At 71.1% G+C, this 24,147-nt stretch carries 18 protein-coding genes; 12 read left to right on the top strand and 6 right to left on the bottom strand.

Going from position 1 to position 24,147, the window contains the following annotated elements; genetic code table 11:
- The 4 genes from AB0G50_RS33620 to AB0G50_RS33635 form a co-directional block, all read left to right on the top strand.
- Positions 1–3,889 (top strand): DUF4082 domain-containing protein (locus AB0G50_RS33620; RefSeq protein WP_360117285.1); only part of this gene is annotated, 3,889 nt, incomplete at its 5' end.
- A 56-nt stretch (positions 3,890–3,945) separates the two neighbouring features.
- Complete coding sequence (locus AB0G50_RS33625) at positions 3,946–4,599, top strand: NeuD/PglB/VioB family sugar acetyltransferase (protein ID WP_360117288.1); 654 nt, start codon at positions 3,946–3,948, stop codon at positions 4,597–4,599.
- Positions 4,596–5,696, top strand: a complete 1,101-nt coding sequence (locus tag AB0G50_RS33630) for a DegT/DnrJ/EryC1/StrS family aminotransferase (RefSeq protein ID WP_360117291.1) — start codon at positions 4,596–4,598, stop codon at positions 5,694–5,696. The genes AB0G50_RS33625 and AB0G50_RS33630 overlap by 4 nt, the downstream gene beginning before the upstream one ends.
- Positions 5,693–6,250, top strand: a complete 558-nt coding sequence (locus tag AB0G50_RS33635; RefSeq protein WP_360117293.1) for an acyltransferase — start codon at positions 5,693–5,695, stop codon at positions 6,248–6,250. Before AB0G50_RS33630 ends, AB0G50_RS33635 begins: the two co-directional genes overlap by 4 nt.
- Positions 6,251–6,780: 530 nt before the next feature.
- Here AB0G50_RS33635 and AB0G50_RS33640 read toward each other — a convergent pair.
- Positions 6,781–8,085: an O-antigen ligase family protein gene (locus AB0G50_RS33640; protein WP_360117296.1), complete on the bottom strand. Its 1,305-nt coding sequence runs from the start codon at positions 8,083–8,085 to the stop codon at positions 6,781–6,783.
- Positions 8,086–8,090: 5 nt separating this feature from the next.
- Positions 8,091–9,188 carry a hypothetical protein gene (locus AB0G50_RS33645; protein ID WP_360117299.1) on the bottom strand — a complete coding sequence of 366 codons (1,098 nt, stop codon included), beginning with the start codon at positions 9,186–9,188 and terminating at the stop codon, positions 8,091–8,093.
- 130 nt (positions 9,189–9,318) lie between these two features.
- On the opposite strand from AB0G50_RS33645, the gene AB0G50_RS33650 reads away from it, so the two are divergent.
- Genes AB0G50_RS33650 through AB0G50_RS33660 form a run of 3 tightly spaced genes read left to right on the top strand, consistent with a single transcriptional unit; the run spans position 9,319 to position 12,667 of the window.
- Complete coding sequence (locus tag AB0G50_RS33650; protein ID WP_360117302.1) at positions 9,319–10,248, top strand: hypothetical protein; 930 nt, start codon at positions 9,319–9,321, stop codon at positions 10,246–10,248.
- Positions 10,249–10,308: 60 nt separating this feature from the next.
- Positions 10,309–11,577: a beta-galactosidase gene (locus tag AB0G50_RS33655; RefSeq protein WP_360117305.1), complete on the top strand. Its 1,269-nt coding sequence runs from the start codon at positions 10,309–10,311 to the stop codon at positions 11,575–11,577.
- 4 nt (positions 11,578–11,581) lie between these two features.
- On the top strand, positions 11,582–12,667 hold the full coding sequence (locus AB0G50_RS33660) for an acyltransferase (RefSeq protein WP_360117308.1): 1,086 nt from the start codon (positions 11,582–11,584) through the stop codon (positions 12,665–12,667).
- Here the strand turns inward: AB0G50_RS33660 and AB0G50_RS33665 are convergent.
- From AB0G50_RS33665 to AB0G50_RS33675, 3 genes are read right to left on the bottom strand one after another with little or no spacing between them, the layout of a single operon-like run.
- Positions 12,645–13,862, bottom strand: a complete 1,218-nt coding sequence (locus AB0G50_RS33665; RefSeq protein WP_360117311.1) for a glycosyltransferase family 1 protein — start codon at positions 13,860–13,862, stop codon at positions 12,645–12,647. The two genes, AB0G50_RS33660 and AB0G50_RS33665, sit on opposite strands and share 23 nt — an antisense overlap.
- The gene (locus AB0G50_RS33670; protein ID WP_360117314.1) at positions 13,859–15,298 is read right to left on the bottom strand and encodes a lipopolysaccharide biosynthesis protein; all 1,440 of its coding nucleotides are present in this window, start codon (positions 15,296–15,298) and stop codon (positions 13,859–13,861) included. Before AB0G50_RS33670 ends, AB0G50_RS33665 begins: the two co-directional genes overlap by 4 nt.
- Entirely contained in the window at positions 15,283–16,332 is a 1,050-nt protein-coding gene (locus AB0G50_RS33675; protein WP_360117317.1) for a glycosyltransferase, read from the bottom strand. Before AB0G50_RS33675 ends, AB0G50_RS33670 begins: the two co-directional genes overlap by 16 nt.
- Before the next feature lie 80 nt (positions 16,333–16,412).
- Between AB0G50_RS33675 and AB0G50_RS33680 the strand changes: the two genes are divergently transcribed.
- The 3 genes from AB0G50_RS33680 to AB0G50_RS33690 all read left to right on the top strand — a co-directional run bounded on the left by AB0G50_RS33680 (position 16,413) and on the right by AB0G50_RS33690 (position 19,912).
- Positions 16,413–17,273, top strand: a complete 861-nt coding sequence (locus AB0G50_RS33680; protein WP_360117320.1) for a glycosyltransferase — start codon at positions 16,413–16,415, stop codon at positions 17,271–17,273.
- 10 nt (positions 17,274–17,283) lie between these two features.
- On the top strand, positions 17,284–18,525 hold the full coding sequence (locus AB0G50_RS33685) for a hypothetical protein (RefSeq protein WP_360117323.1): 1,242 nt from the start codon (positions 17,284–17,286) through the stop codon (positions 18,523–18,525).
- Between the two features lie 76 nt (positions 18,526–18,601).
- Entirely contained in the window at positions 18,602–19,912 is a 1,311-nt protein-coding gene (locus tag AB0G50_RS33690) for a cytochrome D1 domain-containing protein (protein ID WP_360117326.1), read from the top strand.
- 61 nt (positions 19,913–19,973) lie between these two features.
- On the opposite strand, the gene AB0G50_RS33695 is transcribed toward AB0G50_RS33690, so the two are convergent.
- Positions 19,974–21,176 carry an MFS transporter gene (locus AB0G50_RS33695; protein WP_360117329.1) on the bottom strand — a complete coding sequence of 401 codons (1,203 nt, stop codon included), beginning with the start codon at positions 21,174–21,176 and terminating at the stop codon, positions 19,974–19,976.
- Between the two features lie 99 nt (positions 21,177–21,275).
- Between AB0G50_RS33695 and AB0G50_RS33700 the strand changes: the two genes are divergently transcribed.
- On the top strand, positions 21,276–22,058 hold the full coding sequence (locus tag AB0G50_RS33700; RefSeq protein WP_360117332.1) for a WecB/TagA/CpsF family glycosyltransferase: 783 nt from the start codon (positions 21,276–21,278) through the stop codon (positions 22,056–22,058).
- 2 nt (positions 22,059–22,060) lie between these two features.
- Positions 22,061–24,130, top strand: coding sequence for a glycosyltransferase (locus tag AB0G50_RS33705; RefSeq protein ID WP_360117335.1), 2,070 nt, complete (start codon positions 22,061–22,063; stop codon positions 24,128–24,130).
- Positions 24,131–24,147 lie beyond the last annotated feature (17 nt).

A 24,147-nucleotide genomic window follows, 5' to 3' on the forward strand; every position in this document is an offset into this window, starting at 1 on the left:
CTGGAAGACCCGGTGGGAGAAGAGCATCGACTCCTCCCAGACCGACTGGCGCACCATCGCCTCCTTCAAGGAGACCAAGGGCACCCAGAACGACGGACTCAACGACTGGACCGGCACGTGGCGCGACCCGCGCTACAGCCCGCCGCAGGACGGTGGTCGGCCGGAGAACGCCCTGCTGGGCAACATCTTCATGGTCAACGGTCGACGCGACGACTCGCTCCAGGTGCCGGCCGCGTACGGCAAGCTCAGACTCTGGCGCAACACCTCGTTGCAGAACCTGACCGCGGGCTCGACCTACACCTTCCAGCCCGGAACGCTCGGCTACGAGTGGAACACCGTGCCGGACAACGGGTACCAGCCCGCGGGCGTCGGCCAGTTCTCGCGCACCACCGTGGTCATGAACGACGGCCCGTACGTGCTCCAGAACCACGGCGACTACTACGCGCCGGACACCGCGACGCACGCGATCACCTACTACAAGGCGCCCAGCGGCGCGCTGGTCTTCGGCGCGGGCACCGTGCAGTGGGCCTGGGGCGTCGACGACGAGCACGCGTTCCAGACCAACACGCCCACCTCGGACGTGCGGATCAAGCAGGCCACGATCAACTTCCTGGCCGACATGGGCGTGCAGGCGAGCACGTTGCAGTCCGGTCTGGTGCAGTCCGCCGGCATCACCGACACCACCGCGCCGACGGTGAACTACACCAACGTCCCGGCCACCTCCGCGGTCGGCCAGCCCTACACGTTCTCCGGCACGGTCACCGACGCCGGCGGTCTCGTCACCGGCGTCGAGGTGTCCACCGACGGCGGCGTGCGCTGGCACCCGGCCACCTGGCAGGCGGGCCAGAGCGCGTGGACCTACACCTACACGCCGTCCGGGTCCGGGCCCGCGCAGCTGCGCGTCCGCGCCGTGGACGACTCGCTCAACCTCTCCACCCCGGCCACCGCGTCGCCCGGCGTGAACGCCCGCACCTGCCCGTGCGGCCTGTTCGCGGCCACCGAGGCGCCGAAGGTCCCGGACAGCTCGGACGGCAGCGCGCTGGAACTGGGCGTCAAGTGGCGCTCCAGCTCCGCGGGCTACGTGCGCGGCATCAAGTTCTACAAGGGCCCCAACAACAGCGGCACGCACACCGGCACGCTGTGGTCCTCGACCGGCCAGCAGCTGGCCACCGGCACGTTCCAGAACGAGACCGCCTCCGGCTGGCAGACCCTGACGTTCCCGGTGCCCGTCGCGGTCGACGCGAACACCACCTACGTCGTGTCCTACCTGTCGCCGACCGGGCACTTCTCGGTCGACACCGAGTACTTCAGCCGCTCCTCGAAGTACCTGGAGCCGCTGACCGGCCTGCAAACCGGCGTCGACGGCGCGAACGGCGTGTTCCGCTCCGGCGCGGGCTTCCCGACGGTCAGCTCGCAGGACAGCAACTACTGGGTCGACGTGCTGTGGGCGCCGGACCCCGGTCCCGACACCCGCGCGCCCGAGCTGGCGAACACCTCGCCGCTCGCGAACGCGGCCAGCATCGGGCTCACCCCGACGCTGAGCGCGACCTACGACGAGGCGGTCAACCCGGGCAGCGTGGTCTTCACGCTCACCGGCCCGTCCGGCGCGGTCGCCGGCACGACCTCGGTCACCGGCAACAACAAGACCGCCCAGTTCACCCCGAACGCGGCGCTCACGGCCGGCACCACCTACACCGCGTCGGTCAAGGTCAAGGACGCCGCGGGCAACGAGACCCCGGTCTACAACTGGACGTTCAAGACCGGCTCGACCCGACCGGCGACGTGCCCGTGCTCGGTGTGGGACGACTTCGCGACGCCGGCGACGGCCGCCGCGGACGACGCCTCCGCCGTCGAGCTGGGCACCAAGGTCCGGTTCAACGGCAAGGGCGAGGTGCTGGGCGTCCGCTTCTACAAGGGCGCGGGCAACACCGGCACGCACACCGGCTCGCTGTGGTCCTCCTCGGGCCTGCTGCTCGCGACCGGCACGTTCACCGGTGAGACCGCGTCCGGTTGGCAGACGCTGACCTTCGGCTCGCCCGTGGTCGTGCAGGCCAACACCACCTACGTGGTGTCGTACTACGCGCCCGCCGGGCACTACGCGGTGACGCCGGGGTACTTCCAGGGCCAGAGCGCGAGCTACGGCGCGATCCGGGCGCTGTCCAACGGCACGGACGGTGCGAACGGCCTGTACCGCTACGGCGCGGGCGGCGGTTTCCCGAACGCGTCGTACAACTCGGCGAACTACTGGGTCGACGTGGTCTACCGCAACGGCCTCAACGGCGACACGACGCCGCCCGTGCTCAACACCCGCTCGCCGGGTGTGGACGCGACGGGCGTCGGCCTGAACTCCTCGCTGTCGCTCGGGTTCTCCGAGGCGATGGACCCCGCGTCCACGCAGATCTGGCTGTCCGACCCGGGCGGCGCGAAGCTCTACGGCACGGTGGCGCTCTCCGGCGACCAGAAGACCGTGACGTGGACGCCGACCGGTCCGCTCAAGCCGAACACCCGCTACACCGCGAGCGTGCTGCTGGCCGACGTCAACGGCAACTCGATGACCTCGACCGCGACCTGGTCGTTCACCACGTCCACGACGGCGTCGTGCCCGTGCTCGCTGTTCAGCACGGCGACCGTGCCGACGACGACGTCGGCCGACGACAGCGGCGCGTACGAGCTGGGCGTCCGGTTCAGCCCGACGCAGAGCGGCCAGATCACCGGCGTGAAGTTCTACAAGGGTGAGGGCAACACCGGCACGCACACCGGTTCGCTGTGGTCCGCCGCCGGCGTGCGGCTGGCCACCGGCACGTTCACCGGCGAGACGGTGAACGGCTGGCAGACGCTGACCTTCGCCACGCCGGTGACGGTCGCGCCGGGTCTGGTCTACACCGCGTCGTACTACGCGCCGGCCGGGCACTACGCGATCGACCAGGGCTACTTCCAGGCCACGGGTGTCACCGCGAACCCGCTGACCGCGCCCGCGACCGGCGACGGCAGGCCGAACGGCGTGTTCATGCCGGGCGGCGGCTTCCCGACCTCGTCCTACCAGGGCAACAACTACTGGGTCGACGTGGTCTACACGCCCAACGCGGACACCACGCCGCCGGTCAGCTCGGGTCACACCCCGCTGACCGACGCGACCGCCGTGCCGCTGAACACCCAGGTGACCGCGTCGTTCGACGAGAAGGTCGACCTGACCAACACGCAGTTCTCGGTCACCGACCCGGGTGGCGCGTCGATCTCCGGCGCGCTGACGAGGTCCGCGGACCAGCAGACGGTGCTGTTCACGCCGTCCGCCCCGCTGGCGCCGTCGACCCGGTACACGGTGGCGGTGCGGGCGGCCGACCTCGGCGGCAACCTGATGGCGGCGCCGCTGACGTGGTCGTTCACCACGACCACCACGCCGACCTGCCCGTGCTCGCTGTTCAGCTCGGCGACGGTGCCCACGGTGCAGTCGGCGGACGACGGCGGCGCGTACGAGATGGGCGTCCGGTTCACCCCGTCGGTGAACGGGTCGATCACCGGGGTGAAGTTCTACAAGGGCGCGGGCAACACCGGCACCCACACCGGGACCGTGTGGAGCAACGACGGTCAGTCGCTCAAGACCGGCACGTTCACGGGTGAGACCGCGAGCGGCTGGCAGACCCTGACCTTCGCCACCCCGCTGGCGGTGACCGCGGGCACCACGTACGTCGCCTCGTACACCGTGCCCAACGGCCACTACTCGGTGAACTTCGGCTACTACGGCGGCTACACCGTGACGTCGGGGCCGCTGTCGTCCCCGGCGACGGACGAGCTGAGTCGCAACGGCCTGTTCACCTCGGGAACCGGGTTCCCGACGAACAGCTACCAGGGCAACCACTATTGGGTCGACGTGGTCTTCACGACCAGCTGACGACCGCCGGCCGGGTCCACAATGGACCCGGCCGGCTTTTCGCGAAGGGGGAACGCATGACGCCACGGCCGCTGCTGCTGGTCGGTGGGGGAGGGTTGGCCCGCGAGGTGCTCGCGGCCGCCCGGCTCCTGCCGGAGGAGTGGAAGCCCGTGGGAGCGCTGGACGACGACCCGTCGCGGCACGGTGCGGACCTGGACGGTCTGCCCGTGCTCGGCGGGTCGGAGCTCGTCCACGAGAGGGCCGACGCGGCGGTGCTGGTGTGCATCGCGTCGGCCCGACGCCCGCTCGGCCGGATGGCCGTGGTCCGCCGGCTGGGGCTCGCGGAGGACAGGTGGGCGTCTTTGGTGCATCCCGGGGCGTTCGTGGCCCAGGGTGCCGCCGTGGGGCCGGGAACGGTCCTGCTGGCGGGTGTGGCCGTGACGACGCCGCTGCGCTTGGGGGCGCACGTCGTCGCGATGCCGCACGTGTTGATCACCCACGACGACGAGGTCGGCGACGGCGTGACGTTCGCCGGCCGGGCGTCGCTGGGTGGAGCGGTTCGGGTCGGGGAGAGCGCCTACCTCGGACAGGGTTCGTCGGTCCGGGAGGGTGTGACGATCGGCGCGGGCGCGGTGGTGGGCATGGGTTCCGTGGTGCTCACCGACGTGCCCGAGGGTCAGGTCTGGGCGGGAGTCCCCGCCAGACGGTTGCGAGAGGGGAACGGTTCGTGATCGACATCCCGCTGGTGGACCTGCGCGCGCAGCACGAACAGGTGGCCGACGAGGTCGCCGACGGCTGGGCGGAGGTGCTCAAGACCACCGCGTTCATCGGTGGTCGCCAGGTGGCCGCGTTCGAGGAGGAGTTCGCGGGCTACCAAGGCGTGGCGCACTGCGTCGCGGTCGCGAACGGCACGGACGCCATCGAGTTGGCGTTGCGCGCCCTGGAGATCGGGCCGGGCGACGAGTGCGTCATCCCGGCCAACACGTTCATCGCCACCGCCGAGGCGGTGGCCCGGGCCGGCGCGACGCCGGTGCTGGTGGACTGCGTGGCCGAGACGGGGCTGATCGACGTCTCGCTGGTCGGCGACGCGCTGTCGGCCCGCACCAAGGCGGTGCTGCCGGTGCACCTGTACGGGCAGGCCGCGCCGGTCGAGGAGTTGCGCGCGGTGGTCGGCGACCTGCCGATCGTCGAGGACGCGGCGCAGGCCCAGGGCGCCCGGCGGCACGACGTGCCCGTCGGCGGGCTGGGCGACATCGCCGCGACGTCGTTCTACCCGGGCAAGAACCTGGGCGCGTACGGCGACGGCGGCGCGGTGCTGACCAAGTCGGCGTCGTTGGCCGCGGCGGTGCGGTTGCTGCGCGAGCACGGGTCGCCGCGCAAGTACGAGCACTCGGTGCTGGGCTTCAACAGCCGGCTCGACACGTTGCAGGCCGTCGTGCTGTCGGCCAAGCTGCGCCGGCTCGAGGGCTGGAACGCGGCCCGGCGGGCGGCGGCGGAGCGGTACACCGAGCTGCTGGCGTCGGTGCCGGACGTGGTCGTGCCGGTGGTGCTGGAGGGCAACCTGCCGGTGTGGCACCTGTACGTGGTGCAGGTGCCCGAGCGCGACCGGGTGCTGGCGGCGCTGCACGCGGCCGGTGTCGGCGCGGGCATCCACTACCCGACGCCCGTGCACCTGACCGGCGCGTTCGAGTCGCTCGGCCACGCGCCGGGTGACTTCCCGGTCGCCGAGGCCGTCGCCGGTGGCATCCTGTCCCTGCCGCTGTTCCCGGAGATCACCCCGGCGCAGCAGGAACGGGTCGTGTCGGCGTTGGCGGAGGCGTTGCGATGAGTGTTTTCGTGCACCCCAAGGGTTTGTGCGAGAGCGAGGACGTGGGCGAGGGCACCCGGGTGTGGGCGTTCGCGCACGTGCTGCCGGGCGCGAAGATCGGGCGGGACTGCAACATCTGCGACGGCGCGTTCGTGGAGAACAAGGCGGTGCTGGGCGACCGGGTGACGGTCAAGAACGGCACCCTGGTGTTCGACGGCGTGGTGTGCGAGGACGAGGTGTTCCTCGGGCCGAACGTGCTGTTCACCAACGACCTCCGGCCGCGCGCGGCGATCCGGCGCACCGGCGACGACCTGCTGTCGACGGTCGTGCGCCGCGGGGCGTCGCTGGGCGCGGGCACCGTGGTGGTGTGCGGTGTGGAGATCGGCGAGCACGCCTTCGCCGCGGCGGGTTCCGTGGTGACGAAGGACGTGCCGGCGCACGCGTTCGTGGCCGGCAACCCGGCCCGCCACAAGGGTTGGGTCTGCGCGTGCGGCCAGCGCCTCGACGCGACCCTGCAATGCCCGGACTGCGCGAACCGCTACACCGAGGGCGACAAGGGCCTGACCCCCGCCTGACCCGCCGCGGGTTGTGCGGTCCGCTGATCGGAACCGCACAACCAGCGCCCGGGTTCGCCTTGGCGCACCAGGGGTTGTGCGAGCACCCGGAGTTCGGCCGGCGCTGGGGCGCGCCTCGGGTTGTGCGGTCCGGTGGTCGGAACCGCACGACCTGCGCCCGGTTCCGCCTTGGCGTACTAGGGGGTTGCGCGAGCGCTCGGAGTTCGGCCGGCGCTGGGGCGCGCCTCGGGTTGTGGGGTCCGGTGGTCGGACCGCACGACCTACGCCCGGGTTCGCCTTGGCGTACCAGGGGGTTGCGCGAGCACTCGGAGTTCGGCCCGCTGGGGGCTCGCCTTGGCGCACCGGGGTGGTGCGCGAGCGCCGGGAGTTCGGCCGGCACCGGTGGGCGCTCGGCGGTACCCGCACTCGGCGCGCGAACCCCTCCGGCCACCACGAGTGGTGCGGAGCGACCTGCGCGGCCCCGCCCGTGGCCCGGGAGCGCGTCGTCCGGCCACCGCGCGCGGCCGACCCCGAGCCCCCGAACCGCCGGGTCAGTCGGGCGTGCGGGCCAGGCGCAGCGCGGCGCCCGTCAGGCCGATCATCGCGAAGATCAGGCCGGTGGCCACGCCGAAGCCCAGCAGGTCGAAGGTGCCGGCCGCGATGCCGCCCGCCAGGACGGCCGCCAACAGGCAGCTCGCCAGGCTCTTCAGGTGTTCGTCGTCGCTGATCATCCTGATCCGGATCGCGGCGACGGCGGCGGCCAGGAACATCGTGATGAGCGCGGCCAGGCCCAGGTAGCCGTTCTCGATCATGGAGAGCAGGAACTGGTTGTCCAGGATCGTGTACTTGCTCGGCAGGAACGTGCCGAAACCCCGGCCCAGCCACGGGTTCAGGTCGATCTGCTCGTAGGCCTGCGCGTAGTCCGCGGTGCGGGCCTTGATGCTCGGGTCGTCGGAGATGTTGGAGAACATGCCGCGCAACGTGCCGAACAGGCCGGGCACGACCAGGCTCGCGCCGAGGAAGAAGCCGCCGCCCACCACCAACGTCGTGATCTTGCGCTTGCGCGGCAACGTGATGATCATGACGAGCCCGGCCACCGTCATGCCCAGGATCGCGGTGCGGGACAACGCGGTCATCGCGCCCAGGCCGCACAGCGCCAGGCACACCAGCCACCGCACGTGCGGCGTGCCCTCGTCCTTGGCCTTGAACACGTAGTGCGCGCCCAGCGGCACCGCCATCGCGCACACCAGGCCGTACTCGATGGGGTGGTTGGTGGTGCCCGTCGGCCGGCGGAAGATCGACCGCGACTCCATGGCCGCGTAACCGTTCTCCTGCGCGCGCAACCCCGGGATGCTCACGTAGCTCGCCAGGTCGACGCCCGCGCCGAACTGCACCAGGCCGACGAACGCGATGATGGCCACGCACACCAGGATCAGCTTCATCACCCGGTCCAGCCGCGCCTTGGTCCGGATCGCGTCGCAGATGAACACCGCGACGCTGATCGTCGCCACGATCCGGATGATGCTGCTGTCCGCGGTGGTCAACTCGTCGATCGGCAACCCGCGCCGGGTCGCCACCGCGTAGGTCGCCAGGTGCGAGGCCAGGTACAGCGCCACCGCCCAGCGGACCAGGTTGTGCCCCTTGGCCATGCCGAGCGAGTCCACCATCTGGGTGGCCAGCCACAGCACGCCGAGCATCAGCGCGATCACCAGCGCCGGCGGCAGGGTCATCGGCACGAACGACAGCACCAGCCGCGCCGGGATGATCAGCAGCGCCAACAGGTACGCGCAGACCAGCGTGGCCCCGTCGGCGCGCTGGCGCAGGCCGGGCTCACGCTGGAGCGGCAACTTCGCCACGGTGGTCAGGATCTGTCGTCGGAGGTCGGCCACCCCGGGTTGGCCGACGCGCGCTGGGGCGGTGCCGCGATCTTCACGGTCTGCTCCGACGCCGTCGGTTTGGCCTTGGCGGGCGGGCGCGCGCCCCCTGCCTGACCGCCACCGCTGCCCGGCACACCCGGCTGACCCGTTCCACCCTGACCCGTGCCCGCCTGACCGCGCTGACCCTGCGGCACGCGCCGGTCACCCGGCGCCGCCGGGGTGCCGAGCGGGCTCGACTGGGCGTTGACCGCGCTCACCTTCACGGTCTGCTCGCTCGCGGTCGGCAACCGGCGGACCGGAGCCTGCGCGGGAGCGGACCGACGGGCGTCACCGTTGCCGTTGCCGGACGCGGTGGCCCCGGCAGCCGCCGGTTCGGGTTTCTTCGCCTCGGGCTCGGTCGGCGTCGGCTCGGCCTGCTCGGCCTCGCCCGCCTCCTTCGCCTTGCGGCGCTTGACGTTGTTGATGATGCTGTCCGCGCCGAACGTCGCCGCCGTCGTCAACAGCATCAGCAGGACGAAGGCCGCGCCCGCGTAGCGGACCTTGCCGCCGATCTGCGCCTGCGCCTCGGTCGGGTTCACGATCACCTGCGAGGTGATGAACGTCGACTCCGGCGCCTTCAGCTTGCGCTGCTGGTCGTCGAGCTGCTTCGCCGCGAAGTCCAGCACCTTGGTCACCATCTTCTCCGAGTCCTCGGGCGTGTTGCTCTCGCCCGTGACGAAGAAGAACGGCCCGTTCTGGCCACCACCGGTCGCCGTGTAGCTGTCCGGCGAGTCCTTCGGGATGCCGAGACCCTCTTCACGGGTCTTCGGGTCCATCAGGATCTGCGCCATGATCTGCGAGGTGGTCGCGAGGCTGCCGTCGAACGCGAGCAGCGGGTTGATCTTGACCGCCTCGTCCGGCGAGACCTTCTGCGAGAACGTGCCGCCGGCCGCCGGTGTGGTGAGGACCATGACACCTGTCGACTGGTACCGCGTGGGGATCGACAGGAACACGCCGCCTGCCACACCCACGGCGAGCAGCGCGGCGGGCAGCGCGATGTACCACCGCCTGCGCAGTGTCCGCACGGCGCCCCAGAAGTCCATCCGCTCCCCGATCCACGTTTACCCTGCGTATGCATCCGCGAGGGCTTGCTACCCTGGAAATCGGCCGACTCGCGCCTTGTCGTTACAAATGGTGGTGATGGACTTGGGCTCGCGGCGCGTCGTTTTCGCCGTGGTCGCCATCGTACTGGTCGTCGGGGCCGGCGTGGCTTATGTGACCTCGGTCGTGCGCGGGGTTTCCCCCACCCCGGTGGCTTCGTCCGGTTCGGCGGACCTCATGTTCGTGGAACTCGGCGACGGCCGCAGCCGGGTGGAGGAAGTGGCGCGCGCCACCCCGACCTCGCGCGGCGGCACGGAGTTGTCCTGCGTGCGGGTGTACCGCGCGGCGGGCACGACGGTGTGCCTGAAGCTGGCCGGACCCGGTCCGACGTACGCGGCGGAGATCACCCGGGGTGGCCGGGTGCTCAAGACCGTGCCGCTGCCCGGAGTGCCGTCGCGCGCGAAGGTGTCGGCGTCGGGCCAGGTGGTGTCGTGGACGTCGTTCGTGACGGGCGACTCCTACTCGGTGCCCGGCGGCTTCTCCACCCGCACCGGCTACTACGACGTGCGCACGAACACCGTGGTGGAGTCGATCGAGCACTTCGCGGCCACTGTGGAGGGTGCGCCGCTGACCGCCTCGGACATCAACTACTGGGGCCTCACGGTCGGTTCGGACGACCGCACGTTCTACGCCACGCTGGCGTCGGGCGGTTACACGTGGTTGGTCAAGGGCGACCTGGAGGCCAAGAGCGTGACGTCACTGCGCCGTGACGCCGAGTGCCCGTCGCTGTCACCCGACGGGACGAAGGTCGCCTACAAGAAGCGCATCAGCCGACTGGGCCCGTGGGACCTGGCCGTGCTCGACCTCGCCACCGGCACCGAGAAGCGGCTGCCCGGAACGGCCGGGATCGACGACCAGGCGACCTGGCTGGACGACGGCCACCTGGCGTTCGCGGGCGTCCCGAAGGACGCGCGGTTGGCCGCGATCCACACCGTGCCGGCCGACGGGTCCGCGCCGGCGGCGATGTTGGTGGCGGACGCCACGTCGCCCTCGCCGCTGTGAGCAACGTCTGACCGCCGCCGGGCGATACACCGGGAGACTCACCTATCGGAGGGTGTCCCCTTGTCCCGCAAGCTGTCCCTGCTCGCGCTGGCCGCACTCCTGGTCGGGTGCACGGCCTCGCCCGCGCCCACCGGACCGGAGCCGTCGTCCGTCGGCCTGCCGGGAGGACCCGGACCCCAGTACTACAAGAAGTGGTCCAACGGCCCGAACCCGACCGGCGACCCGAACGTCTTCCCGATCACGGTGTGGATGCAGGACCCGTCCGGCATGGACGCGGGCCGGCTGACCGGCGCCGCGTACAAGGACGTCGGCGTGCCGGCGACGCTGGGCCTGTGGGACGACGAGTGGTGGTACCGCCGCAAGGACGCGCTCTACGAGACGGACTGGAAGGCCTACGTCTCGCCGAGCAAGGTCGAGAAGGTGCTCGCGGAACCGGACAAGGCCAAGCACTTCCTGGGCTACCTGGTGGCCGACGAGCCGGACATGCAGAAGGCGCTGGGCGACCGGTTCCACCCCGAGATGCAGCCGTCGGCGATCCTCCAGCAGGCCGACGAGGTCCGCAAGCAGGACCCGTCGCGGCCGACGTTCATCAACTTCGGGGTGTGGATGGGCACGCCCGACGGCGGTGTCGGCTACGGCTACATCGAGAAGGACTACGAGACCGACATGCGGACCTACTGCCAGGCCGCGGACATCGCGTCGGCGGACTACTACGGGTGGACGCACCCGGAGGCGGACAAGAGCGGCGCGTACACCTACGGTCAGGTGATCGACACCATGCGCAAGTGGTGCGGCCCGGACAAGCCGATCTACGGGTTCGTGGAGACCGGGCACCCGCACGAGAAGGGCTCGAGCATCACGCCGGACCAGGTCGAGTCCGCGGTGTGGAACGTGATCGTGCACGGCGCCAACGGCATCAACTACTTCGCGCACAGCTTCTTCCCCGGTGGCGGCGGCGAGTACGCGAGCGCGGTGACCCGGCCGGAGATCGCCGAGCGGCTGACGAAGCTCAACGCGCGGTTGCAGAAGCTCGCGCCGGTGCTCAACGCGCCCGGCCTGACCGGCGTGTCGGCCAAGGGCGACAACGGGATCCCGGTCACCACGCTGCACAAGGTCGTCGGCGAGGACCACTACGTGCTGGCGCAGGCCGACGGCACCAAGGCGAAGACGACCTCCGGCGAGACCAAGGCGGAGATCACCGTGCCGGTGCGGGAGGGCGAGGCGAGGGTCGTGGACGAGAACCGCACCGTGCCGATCAAGGACGGGAAGATCGTGGACTCCTTCGCCGCGTACGGGTTCCACGTCTACCAGTTCCCCCGGCAGGGGTGACCCGGTGACGGCAGGCACGGCGCCGGTCAGCCGGCTGCCCTCGCTCACCGGGCTGCGCTTCGTCGCGGCGTTCGTGGTGTTCGGCTTCCACCTGCACACCGGCGGGCTGTTCGCCGGCACCGGCGCGGAACCTGTGGTGGACGCGGTGTTCGGCCAGGGCGCCACCGGCGTCGGCTTCTTCTTCCTGCTGTCCGGGTTCGTGCTCACCTGGTCCGCGCGCCCCGGCACGTCCGCGCGCACCTCGTGGCGGCGGCGGGCGGCGAAGGTGCTGCCCAACCACGTCGTGGTGTGGCTGGTGGCGGCGGCCGGGCTCGCCGCGACGACCGGGGTGTCGGTGGTGGCCGCGGTGCTGGGGCTGTTCCTGCTCCAGGCGTGGGTTCCGGTGCAATCGGTCTACTTCGGGGTGAACACGCCCGCGTGGTCGCTGTCCTGCGAGGCCGCGTTCTACGCCGCGTTCCCGTTGCTGCTCAAGGGCGTGAACCGGATCCCGCGCGGCCGGCTGTGGCTCGCCGCGGGCCTGCTGACGGCGGGGGTGCTCGCGGTACCGGCGATCGCCATGCCGATGCCGGCGGACCTGGAGTACTGGTTCGTGTACGTGTTCCCGGTCACCCGCGCGCTGGAGTTCGCGCTGGGCATGGTGCTGGCTCGGGTGGTCCGCGAGGGGTTGTGGCCGCGGCTCGCGCTGTGGCAGGCGAGTCTGTTCGCGGTCGTCGGCTACGTCGGCTCGGGTTACCTGCCGGACAGCTTCAGCTACGTGGCGGGCACGGTGATCCCGCTGGCGGTGCTCATCGCCACCGCCGCGGCCGCCGACGTGGCCGGCGCGCGGTCGCCGTGGCGCGGTCGCACGGCGGTGTTCCTCGGCGAGATCTCGTTCGCCTTCTACCTGGTGCACCAGATCGTGATCAGGATGGCGGAGTCCGCGCTGCACCTGGGTGGTCGCGGCCTTCCGGTGGCGATCGGCACGTCGGTCGGGCTGCTGCTGGTGTCGCTGGTGGCGGCGTGGGTCCTGCACCGGGTCGTGGAACTGCCCGCGATGCGGTGGATCCAGAACCCACGCCGACCGGCGGTCAAGCCGGCAGTTCCCGCCTGAGCACCTTCTCCAGCTCGTGTCCGGCCGCTTCCCAGGACCGGCCGGACACGCTGGCCGACGACACCTTCGCGACCTGGTCGAAGTCCGGTGTGGACACCACGGCGGACAGCGCGCGGGCCAGGTCGTGCGGGGTGGCCGGCGCGTAGACGACGTGGTCGTTGTCCAGCACGGTCCGGTTGTGCGGCGCGTCGTTGACCACCGGCACGCAGCCCGCGGCCAGCATCTCGTGCGGCACCAGGGAGACGTTCGTCATGGACAGCGTGAGGCCCGCGTAGCAGCGGTTGTAGATGTCGTTCAGCGCGTCCGGCGACACCAGGCCGTGGTCGACGTGGTTGGGGCCGATCGAGCCGATCTTCTCGCCGTAGGTGTGGATCACCACGTCGGGGTGCCGCTCGGCGAAGACCTCCAGCGCCAGCAACCCGATCTCGATGGCCCGGCGCGGCGCGAGCCGACGCGCGTAGAACACCACGCCGTCCCGCTTCACGCCGTCCTTGAGGTGGTACCGGTCGGTGTCGCAGCCGAAGTCGAACCAGTCGGCCGGCATGTCCAGGTCCGCGCGCACCTTCTCGGCCAGGAACCGGCCGGCGGTGAAGCCGTGGAAGCCCATCCGGTAGGTGTTCTCGGCCAGCCCGGACAGCCCGCCCACCGGGTAGAACCACGGCTCGTAGTCCTGCACGAGGTAGAACCGCTTGCCCGCGCACGGGTCGGTGAACGCCGGGTACGCGGTCATCCACGCGGTGGCGAACACGGCGTGCGCGTCGGCCATGCCCTCGGTGACGTCCAGGATCTCGCCCCGGAAACCGGGGAACGCCGAGCGGATCGTCGGGATGTGGTCCACGGCACGGCTGCCGTACACGTCGTAGAGGTAGAGCCGGCAGGTGTGGCCGACCGACTCCAGGTGCTCGATCAGCCGGAACATCGTGGTGTGGCCGCCGGAACCGGGTGACGGCGGCGTGCTGACCCAGTTCACGGTCAGCGTGCCGTCGGCGGGCACCGGCGGCACCACGACGGGCCTGCGCAGCGACACGTCGGCCGCGCGCACGTCCTCCAGCCGGACCGGGAACACCTCGGCGTCCGCGTTGAGCCGCTTCGCGGCGTTGCGCAGCGCCCGCGCGCCGAGCTGCTTCACCCCCTGGTCCGCCACGATCCGCCGCACCTGGTGCGCGCGTCGCCGGAACGTCCGGGCAATGCTCACGCCTTGCTCCTTCGCAGCAGCCCCAGCACCTCGTGGCGCAGGGGGAAGACGACGGCGCCGTACGCGGCCACCGACAACGCGCCGCCCGCCAGCAGGCGCACCACGGGGTCGGCGAAGAGCCACTGCACCCCGAGCGCGACGGCGATCATCACCAGACCGCCGAGCGCCGGTCGTGCCACGGCCGCTCCCAGCGCCCGCGCCCGCAGCCCGTAGGGCCGGAACGCGTAGAGGTAGGCGGGGACGATGAACACGAGCACCACGACGCTCTGGGCCGCCGCCACGCCGCGGATGCCGTCGAGGTGCGCGCCCAGGGCGAGCAGCGGCACGAGCGCGCCCATCCACAGCAGGTGGATCACCAGGATGGCCCGCGACCGCCCGACGCTCGCCAGCAGGTCGTACCCGAGTTCGAGGGCCACCCGGAACGCGCCGAGCAGCACCAGCAGCGCCAGCGCGGTCGCCGCGGGCGCCCACACCTCGCCGTAGAGCACCCGCACGATCGGGTCGGCCAGCGTGGCCAGCAGCACGCACGCCGGCACCGTCGCCAGCGCCAGCAGCCGCAACGCGCGGGAGAACGTGCGCTGGAACACCTCGGGGTCGTCGCGCACCTGGGAGAACGCCGACAGCGAGACGCTGCGCACCGGCTGCGAGAACGCGCCGACGGGCCAGTTCGCCAGGTTGAACGCCAGCAGGTAGTAGCCGAGCGGCACGGTGCCGAGGATCGAGCCGACCATCAGGTAGTCGACGTTCATCACGCCGAGCACCAGCAGGCTCGCGCCGGCCAGCGGCACGCCGAACGCCAGCGCCTCGCGCGCCTTCGCGGTGTCCCAGCCCGGCCGGTACCGCTCCTTGGTGAAGACGAACATGACCACGGCGGCGGTCAGGTTGGTCACGATGCGCGACCACGCGAGGCTCCACGCGCCGAAGCCGAGCAGCGCCAGCACGACCACGGTGATCGTGCCGAGCACGAACGCGGAGGTGTCGGCGGCGAACTTGTGGTCCTGCCGGAACTCCCGTTGCAGCAACGCGCCCGGCACCGCCGAGGCGCCCGCGATGACCAGTGCCACGGACATGAGCTGGATCACGCCCGCGGCCTGCGGGGTGTCCATCATCTCCGCGAACCACGGCGCGCCGACCACGCAGATGCCCGCGAGCAGGCAACCCGACGTGATGGACAGCGTGGTGACCGTCGGCGCGAGCTCCGCCACCGGCTTGTCGGTGCGCACCAGCGCGACGCTGACGCCCATCTCGCTGATGCTCAGCACGATGTTGAGCACCACGAGGGCGACCGCGAAGACGCCGAACTGCTCGGGCGCGACCAGCCTCGCGATGAGGATGCCGATGCCGACCTGGCTGACCCGCTGCAACAGGCTGTTGATCGCGCTCCAGCGGATCGCCGAGGTGACCTTGCCCTCCAGGGTGGTCACTGCCCGCGCCACTTCCAGACCTGCTTGCTGACCAGACCGCGCCCGCGCTTCACCAGGTGCGCGCCGACGAACACCTGGGTGCGGCTGCACACCCGCGCCCCCAACGCCTTGCGGCGGCGCAACGCGCGGTACTCGGGCAGTCGCGCGGTGTCGCCGTAGACGTCCTTGGCGAAGGAGACCAGCTCGTCCACCGGGATGTCGGCGACCTTGTCCCGGTCGTAGGCGCGGACCGCGCGCCACAGCGCGTCCTTCGCGATGGACCGGTTCGCCAGCGCCTTGAGCCGCGGCGGCAGGTCGGGGTGCTCGGAGAAGAACCGGTCGAACACCGCCTGGCGCTGCTCCAGGTCGGCGAACACCGAGGAGAACTGGGTGCGGAACATGCTCTGCTGGTGGACCCGGTAGTACGCGGCGGGTTTGCCCCGCACGTACCCGATGTCCGAGACCGCGGCGATCCGCATCCACATCTCCAGGTCGCCCGCGTGCGGCAGGTCCGGCCGGTAGCCGCCGACCTGGTGCTGGATCGAGGTGCGGACCACGGCCTCGGGCGAGGAGAGCACGTTCTGGCCCGTGCGGCAGCGGTTCTCGATCCAGTCCACACCGGACCAGACGGTCGTGCCCGCGGGCGGCGTGACGATGGACGGCAGGTCGTCGTGGTCCTGGTAATAAACGACACGCCCGTAGACCATCCCGACGTTCGGGTTGGCCTGGAACACCTCCGCCGCGCGGGCGAGCGCGCCCGGCGCCAACAGGTCGTCCGCGGACAGCAGCACGGTGTAGTCGGCCTTGGCCCACTCCAGCAGGCCTTCGTTGTAGGTGGCGATGTGCCCCTGGTTGACCTCGTGCCTGCGCCCTTCGACCCGGGGGTCCTTGGTCAGCTCCGCCATCACTTCAGGGGTGTCGTCGGAGGAGGTGTCGTCGATGATCAGCACCCGCACGTCCACGCCCGGTTGGTCCAGCACGCTGTTCACACATGCCCGGAGGAAACGCGCGTAGTTGTAGCAGGGGATGACGACGTCGACCGTTGGTCGTGCCGAGGGCTCTGTCACGCCTTACACATCGTGCGCGGCGGCGGATCGTTAACGGCGCGGCCCGGATACCGATGTACGGGACAACGGAAGGGGTCGTGATGGACCACGTCATTCTGACGCGCTTCAACCTGCCGTCCGTCGGTGCGGAGAGCATCGTGCGGGCGCGGGAGGGGTGGTTGACCGAGCGCGTCGGGCTGTTCGAGCGGTACTGCCTGCCCTCGGTGGCGGCGCAGACCACCGACAACTTCAGGTGGATCATCTACTTCGACCCGGAGAGCCCGGAGTGGTTGAAGCACCGGATCAAGTCGCACGGCGACGCCTACAAGCCGATCTTCCGCACCCAGGTCGGCAAGGAGGACCTGGCGTCGGACATCGGGGAGTTGTTCCCTGTCAAGGGTGAAGAACTGCTCACCACCAACCTGGACAACGACGACGGCGTGGCCGCGAATTTCGTGGCCCGGCTCCAGGGCGTGCCGTCGACGGGGAGGCGGACCGCGCTGTACCTGGCGAACGGGTTGGTGAAGAGCCCGGCGGGGTTGTTCGCGCACCACGACAAGCACAACGCGTTCGCCTCGATCCGGGAGGGCTGGGACGCGCCGATCACCTGCTGGGCCGACTGGCACAACCGGTTGGACCGGCACGCCGAGGTCGTCTCGGTGGGCGGGGCGCCCGGCTGGCTCCAGGTCGTGCACGGCGGGAACGTGAGCAATCGCACTCGCGGCCGGCTCGTCTCGCCCGCGCCGTACCGGCCGTTGTTCGGCGACTCGCTGGACGACGTAGCAGAACCCGGCGGCCCGGTGTTGGCACGTGACCGGTTCGTGGGACATCCCTTGCGGGTCGCGCGCGACTCGGCCAGATACTTGGCCAAGACCGCGGCCATGCGGGTGCTCGGACCCGACGGGTTCGAGAAGGCGAAGCAGGTCATCGCCGCGCGTGGTCGGGTGAGGACTCCTAGCTAGCGGGGGCGGAGTGCGCCGAGGGCGAGCACTGGCACCGGTTTTCCTGCTCCTCTCGGCGACGTTCGCCGGTCAGGCCCAAGGTGTGGCCCGGCCGCCGGCGCACCCGGTGGTCGAGCAGTACCGGAGGTGGGCCAACGGGCCGAACCCGACCGGCGACCCCGCGTTCTTCCCGATCCAGGTGTGGATGCAGGACCCGTCGGGGGTCGAGAACGGCGTGAAGCTCGGCCGGGCCTACCCGGCGCTCGGCGTCGACTTCGGGTTGGGGCTGTGGGAGGACGAGTGGTGGTACCTCCGCCGGGAAGGGCTCCTCGAGACCGACTGGCGGGTGTACCCCGACCCCAAGCGCGTCGACGAGGTGCTGGCCGACCGGGAGCACGCGCGCAACTACGTCGGGTACCTGGTCGTGGACGAGCCGGACATGAACGTGGCGTACGGCGACACCTTCCACCCGGACATGTGGCCCTCGGCGGTGCTCGCGCGGTCGAACGGGGTCCGCGCGAAGGACCCGTCGCGGCCGACGTTCATCAACTTCGGGGTGTGGATGGGCACGCCGGGCGGTGGTGTCGGCTACGGGTACATCGAGAAGGACTACGAGACCGACATGCGGACCTACTGCCAGGCCGCGGACATCGCCTCGGCGGACTACTACGGCTGGACGCACCCGGACCGTGACGGGATCGGCGCGTACCGCTACGGCGAGGTGCTCGACACCCTGCGCAAGTGGTGCGGCCCGGACAAACCGCTCTACGGTTTCGTGGAAACCGGCCACCCGCACACCCACGGCGAGCCGATCACGCCGGACCAGCTGGAATCCGCGGTCTGGAACACGGTGCTGCACGGCGCCACGGGCATCAACTACTTCGCGCACAGCTTCTACCCGGACGGCGGCGGCGAGTACGCGAGCCTGGTGACCCGGCCGGAGATCGCCGCGCGGGTGAAGGCCGTCAACGCCCGGCTCAAGTCGTTGGCGCCGGTGCTCAACGCGTCGAGTCTGCCCGGGGTGACCGCGAGGAGCCGGAACGGGATCCCGGTTTCGGTGCTGCACAAGGAAGCCCTCGGGTCCCGGTGGGTGCTGGCGCAGACGGACGGCGACGCCTCGGTTCCGCGCAGTGGTCGCGCGACGGTCGAGCTGACCGTGCCGCTGACGTCGGGGAAGGCCGAGGTGGTGGGCGAGCACCGCTCGGTTCCGGTGCGGAACGGGCGGATTGTGGACGATTTCGGGCCTTACCAGGTGCACGTCTACAAATTCTGACCCGCTTGGGCTAACAGTGGGTGACCAGGGCGCGATGGGCCTCGTGCGGGGACCGGAGTGACATGGAGGCCCGAGAGTGCTCAGACAGATCCGCAAGGTGCCCGCCGCGTGCGGCGTGCTCGCAGTGGGAGCCGCGTTGCTCCTCGCACCGGGGTCGGCGGTCGCCGCGCCGAACCGGGTGCTCGGGTACATCGCCAACAACGGCGGGGGAGTGTCCGTGCTGGACACCGCGACGAACGCGGTCACCAGCACGCTCACCGACTCGAACGGCGATTCGCCCTACGGCGTCGGCGTGGCGTTCGACGGCGCACGGGGTTACGTGACCAACGTGCGCAACAACACGCTCACCGTCATCGACACGCCCACCAACACGATCGACGCGGCCGTGCCGGTGGGCGACGGCCCGGCCGGCGTGGTGGTCTCGCCGACCGGTGGCGTGGTGTACGTGAGCAACTACCGCGCGGGCACGGTGTCCGTTGTGGACGCCGCGACCCTCACCACCACCGAGACGATCCCGGTCGGCCCCAACGCCGACGGCGTCGCGCTCACCCCGGACGGCTCGAAGCTGTACGTGGCGCACGACGTCGCGGGTCCGGGCACGGTGTCCGTCGTGGACACCGCGACCAACACCGAGGTCGCCGAGATCCCGACCGGCAACACGCCCACCGCGGTGGCCGTGACGCCGGACGGCAAGAAGCTCCTGGTGGTCAACAAGTTCAACGACAACGTGGCGGTCGTCGACACGGCGACCAACGCGATCCTGGGCACCATCCCGGTGAGCTTCGTGCCGCACGGCATCGCGATCTCGCCGGACGGCGCGCGGGCGTTCGTGACCAACAGCGAGGGCGACACGCTCTCGGTGCTGGACGTCAACGCGCGCACGTCGGTGGCGACGCTGCCGGTCGGCGACCGGCCGATCAGCGTGGCGCTGACCCCGGACGGCTCCCGGGCGTACGTGACGAACTTCAACAGCGGCACCGTGTCCATCGTGGACACCGCGGCGCTGTCGGTCGTCTCGACCGTCCCGGTCGGCCAGAACCCGGTCGGCATCGCGATCCACGCCGTGCCGCCGGCACCGACCAAGACGGTGTCCGGCACGTCGGCGACGCTCCAGCTCAAGCTGCTCTACTTCACCGTCAAGGGCGTCAACGCGACGGTGACCGAGGAGCACACCGGCAAGCCGGTGGCGGGCGTGAAGGTGACGTTCCGCTCGATCAAGGGGCACCCGCTGTGCACCGGCACGACCAACACCGCCGGTCGGGCCCAGTGCGACGGCAACGTGCCGCTGCTGATCGGGTTGTCCACGCTGCTGCGCGGCTACACGGCGAGCTTCGCCGGTGACGCGGCGCACGGCCCGTCGGTCAGCCACGGCTACATCAAGGTCTGACGGACGTACCGGACAAAGGGCCGGCCCACACGTCGTGGGCCGGCCCTTTCGCGTGCCGGGATCAGGCGGCGAGCTTCCAGGCGAGGAAGACCGACACCAGCAGCGCGCCGATCGCGGCGCCCACGGCGGTGCCGAACGCGGCGAACTGGAGCAGGAAGCCGAAGCCGACCGAGGACAGCAGCCGGGCCAGCGCCTGCCCGGTCTGCACCACCGACAGGCCCGAGGCGCGCAGCGACTCCGGCACCAGCGGGCTGACCTTGGCCGACAGCACGCCGTCCGTGCAGGCGTAGAACAGGCCGTGCATCAGCAGCGCCGCGGCCGCGCCGAAGTAGCCCGCGCCGGACACCAGCAGCGAGGTGTACACGGCCAGCAGCAGCACGTGACCGCCGAGGAAGACCGGCCAGCGGCCGACCCGGTCGGCGAGCCTGCCGATCGGCGAGGCGGCCAGCAGGAAGATCAGCGCGGTGCCCAGCGGCAGCAGCGGGAGCAGGTACAGCGGCACGTCGGTCGCCTTCTGCACCAGCACGAACACGAAGGCGTCGGACAGCGTGGCCAGGCCCAGCACCGTGGTGGCCAGGGTCACCCGGCGGAACTGCCGCTCCTTCAACAGGTTCAGGCCCGCCCGGATCGAGGGCGTCGGCCCGCGGTCGGGTTTCGCCGGGTGCTCGCGGACGAACGCGATCAGCACGATCAGGCCGACCACCGCGAAGCACGCGCTCACCACGAACACCGGGCCCGCGACGTTGCCGATCTGGTAGAGCAGCACGAACGTGATCAGCGGCCCGATCAGCGCGCCCACCGTGTCCATGCTGCGGTGCACGCCGAAGGCCGCGCCGAGCCGGTCGGGCGGGGTGGACAGCGAGATCAGCGCGTCGCGCGGCGCGGTGCGCAAGCCCTTGCCCGCGCGGTCCGCGGCCAGCGTCGCGCCGATGCCGAGGCTCGTCGCGCCGATGGCCGGGTAGATGAGCTTGGTCACCGCGGACAGTCCGTAACCGATGCCGGCGACGAGCTTGTGCCGGTTCGTGCGGTCGGACAGGTGTCCGCCCACGAGCCGCAGGATGGCGGTCGCGCCCGTGTACAGCCCGTCGAGCATCCCGAACTGCGCGTAGCCCAGCTGGAGCGTGAAGAGCAGGTAGACCGGCATGAACGCGGTGACCATCTCGGCGGAGACGTCGGTCAGGAGGCTGACGGTGCCCAGTGCCACGACGGTGCCGGGTACCCGGCCCTTGACGCGCTCGCTCGGCCGGACGGACGCAACGTACATGCCCTCGTTATCGGTCACGGGTGGTGACCGTTACCGCCTCCACGGGCGGGTGACTCACTTTCGGGTAACGGTGACCTGCGCGTGGTCGATGTCGCGGGTATGCCGAGCTTTTCCGCGTCCCACGTCCGGGTGGGCGCCGTCGAGGTGTGGGCTGTACCCGAGGCCGCTGTCGCGGACCACCTCGTCCGCGCGTGGGACAGCGGATCCGGTGGCGCGATCGTGACCGCGAACGTCGACATCGTGCGCGCCGCGACCCGGTCGCCCGAACTCGCCGCGCTGATCGCCGAGTCCGAGATCGTCGTCGCCGACGGGATGCCCGTGGTGTGGGCGGGCCGGTTGGCCGGCACCCACGTGCCCGAACGGGTGACCGGGTCGTCACTGGTCTACACGCTCACCGAGGCCGCCGCCCGCGCCGGGCGCTCGGTCTACCTGCTCGGCGGCAACCCGGGCGTGCCGGAGAAGGCCGCCGCCGCGCTCGTGGAGCGCTACCCCGGGTTGACCGTCGCGGGCACCGACTCGCCGCCGTTCGGCTTCGACCAGGACGTGGTCGCGACCGCAGAGGTCGTCGCGTCCGCGGTGAAGGCCGAGCCCGACCTGGTGCTGGTGGGCCTGGGCTTCCCCAAGCAGGAGAGGCTCATCAGGCTGCTGCGCGCGGAACTGCCGCAGGCCTGGTTCCTCGGCTGCGGCGCCGGCATCCCGATGGCGGCGGGCGAGTTCAAGCGCGCGTCCGGCGTGGTGCAGAAGGTCGGCGCCGAGTGGTTGCACCGGCTGGCGCTGGAACCGCGCCGGCTCGCGCGGCGGTACCTGCGCGACGACCTGCCGTTCGCGTTGAAGTTGTTGGTGCAAGCCGGGAAAACCCGCTACCGCTCCAGGGGGAACTGACCGTGTCGCTCGCCGTGGTCGTCGTGACCTACCACAGTGCCGACCTGGTGCGGGAGTGTCTGGAATCCGTCGCCGTCGCGCTCGAGTCCCTTCCGGACAGTCGGGTGATCGTGGTGGACAACGCCTCCGCCGACGACACCCTGGCCGTCGTCGCGTCCGTCGCGCCGCACGCCGAGGTGGTGGCCCGCCCGAGCAACGACGGGTTCGCCGCCGGGGTCAACGCGGGCTTCGCCGCCGCGGGCCCGGACGCCGACGTGCTGGTGCTCAACCCCGACGTGCGGCTCTCGCCGGACGCGGTGACGCTGCTGCTCGCCGCGCTGCGGTTGCCGGGCACCGGGATCACCGCGCCCCGGCTGCGCTACGCCGACGGCTCGCCGCAGTACTCGCTGCGCCGCGCGCCGACCCCGTTGCGCGCCCTGGGCGAAGCCCTGCTCGGCGGGTTCCGCTCGGGTCGGATCGGCGCGCTCGGTGAGGTTGTCGTCGACCGCCGCCGGTACGAGACCGCGGGCACGTCCGACTGGGTCACCGGCGCGGCGTGGCTGATCTCGAGCGAGTGCCGGGCCGCGCTGGGCGTGCTGGAGGAGCGGTACTTCCTGTACTCCGAGGAGACCGAGTACATGCTGCGCGCCCGCGGCGCCGGGTTCGCGGTGCGGTACGAGCCGCGCGCGCACGCCGTGCACCTGGGCGGTGAGCAGGGCACGTCGCCGGTGCTGTGGTCGATGGCGGCCACCAACCGGGTGCGGTTGGTGCGGGAGCGCAGCGGCGCGGCCGCGGCGTTCCTGATGTGGTGGATCGTGCTGCTCAACGAGGTGCTGCGGTCGCCGCTGGACGGCAAGCACCGGCGCGCGGTCCGGGACCTGGTGCGGTGGCGGAAGTGGCCCGCCCGGCCGGCCGCGTCGTCGTCGGCGCAGCCCGGCTGGATCTGCTTCTCCGCGCAGGACTGGTGGTACCACAACCGGGCGCACTCGGACTTCCAGCTGATGCGGTCGATGTCCGAGCAGCGCCGGGTGCTGGTGGTCAACAGCATCGGGATGCGGATGCCGACCCGCGGCAACAGCACCCACGTGGCCCGCAAGATCCTGCGCAAGCTCAAGAGCGTGGCCAAGTTCGTCCGCCGGCCGATGCCCGACTTCTACGTGATGTCGCCGCTGCCGCTGCCGTTCTACGGCTCACCCCTGCTGCGCCGGGTGAACGCGGTGCTGGTGCGCACGCAGGTGCGGCTGGTGGCGTTCTTCCTCGGCATCCGGACGCCGGTGATCATGGTCACCATCCCGACCGCGTGGGACGTGGTCGCGCCGATGCGCAGGCACAGCCTGGTGTTCAACCGGTCGGACCGGCACTCGGACTTCCCCGAGGCGGACCGGGCGTCGATCGAGGCGCTGGAGAACGAGCTGCTCGCGCACTCCGACCACGTCGTCTACGTGAGCCACGCGCTGATGGCGGAGGAGGCGCCGCGGACCGGCTCGCGGGCGTACTTCCTCGACCACGGCGTGGACGTGGACCACTTCACGCCGCGGCCGGAGTACGAGTGGCCCGACGACGTGCGCGCGGTGGACGGGCCGCGGATCGGGTTCTTCGGCGCGCTGGACGACTTCGTCGTGGACTTCGACCTGCTGGAGCGGGTCGCGGCCGAGCTGCCCGACGTGTCGCTGGTGCTGATCGGCGACGCGACGCACCCGATGGAGCGGTTCGACAAGTACCCCAACGTGCACTGGCTGGGTTTCCGGCCCTATGACACGATCCCGGCCTACGGGTCGTCGTTCGACGTGGCGATCATGCCGTGGCAGGACAACAGCTGGATCAAGCACTCCAACCCGATCAAGCTCAAGGAGTACCTGGCGCTGGGCCTCCCGGTGGTGAGCACCGACTTCGCCGAGCTGGCCGCGTACACCGACCGCGTCCGGTCCGCGACCTCGCACGCCGAGTTCGTGGAGGCGATCCGCGTCACGCTGGCGGGCGGCCCGCTGGTCACCCCGGCCGCGTCGCGCACGTCGGTGCTCGCCTACTCCTGGCGTTCCCGCGCGGCCGCGCTCCGCGCCCTGAGCAGCCCGGCGCCGCGGGACGCCGACTGACACCGGCCGCGTAGTCC

The organism is Actinosynnema sp. NPDC020468 (assembly GCF_040642015.1).
In the GTDB taxonomy this organism is placed as follows: domain Bacteria; phylum Actinomycetota; class Actinomycetes; order Mycobacteriales; family Pseudonocardiaceae; genus Actinosynnema.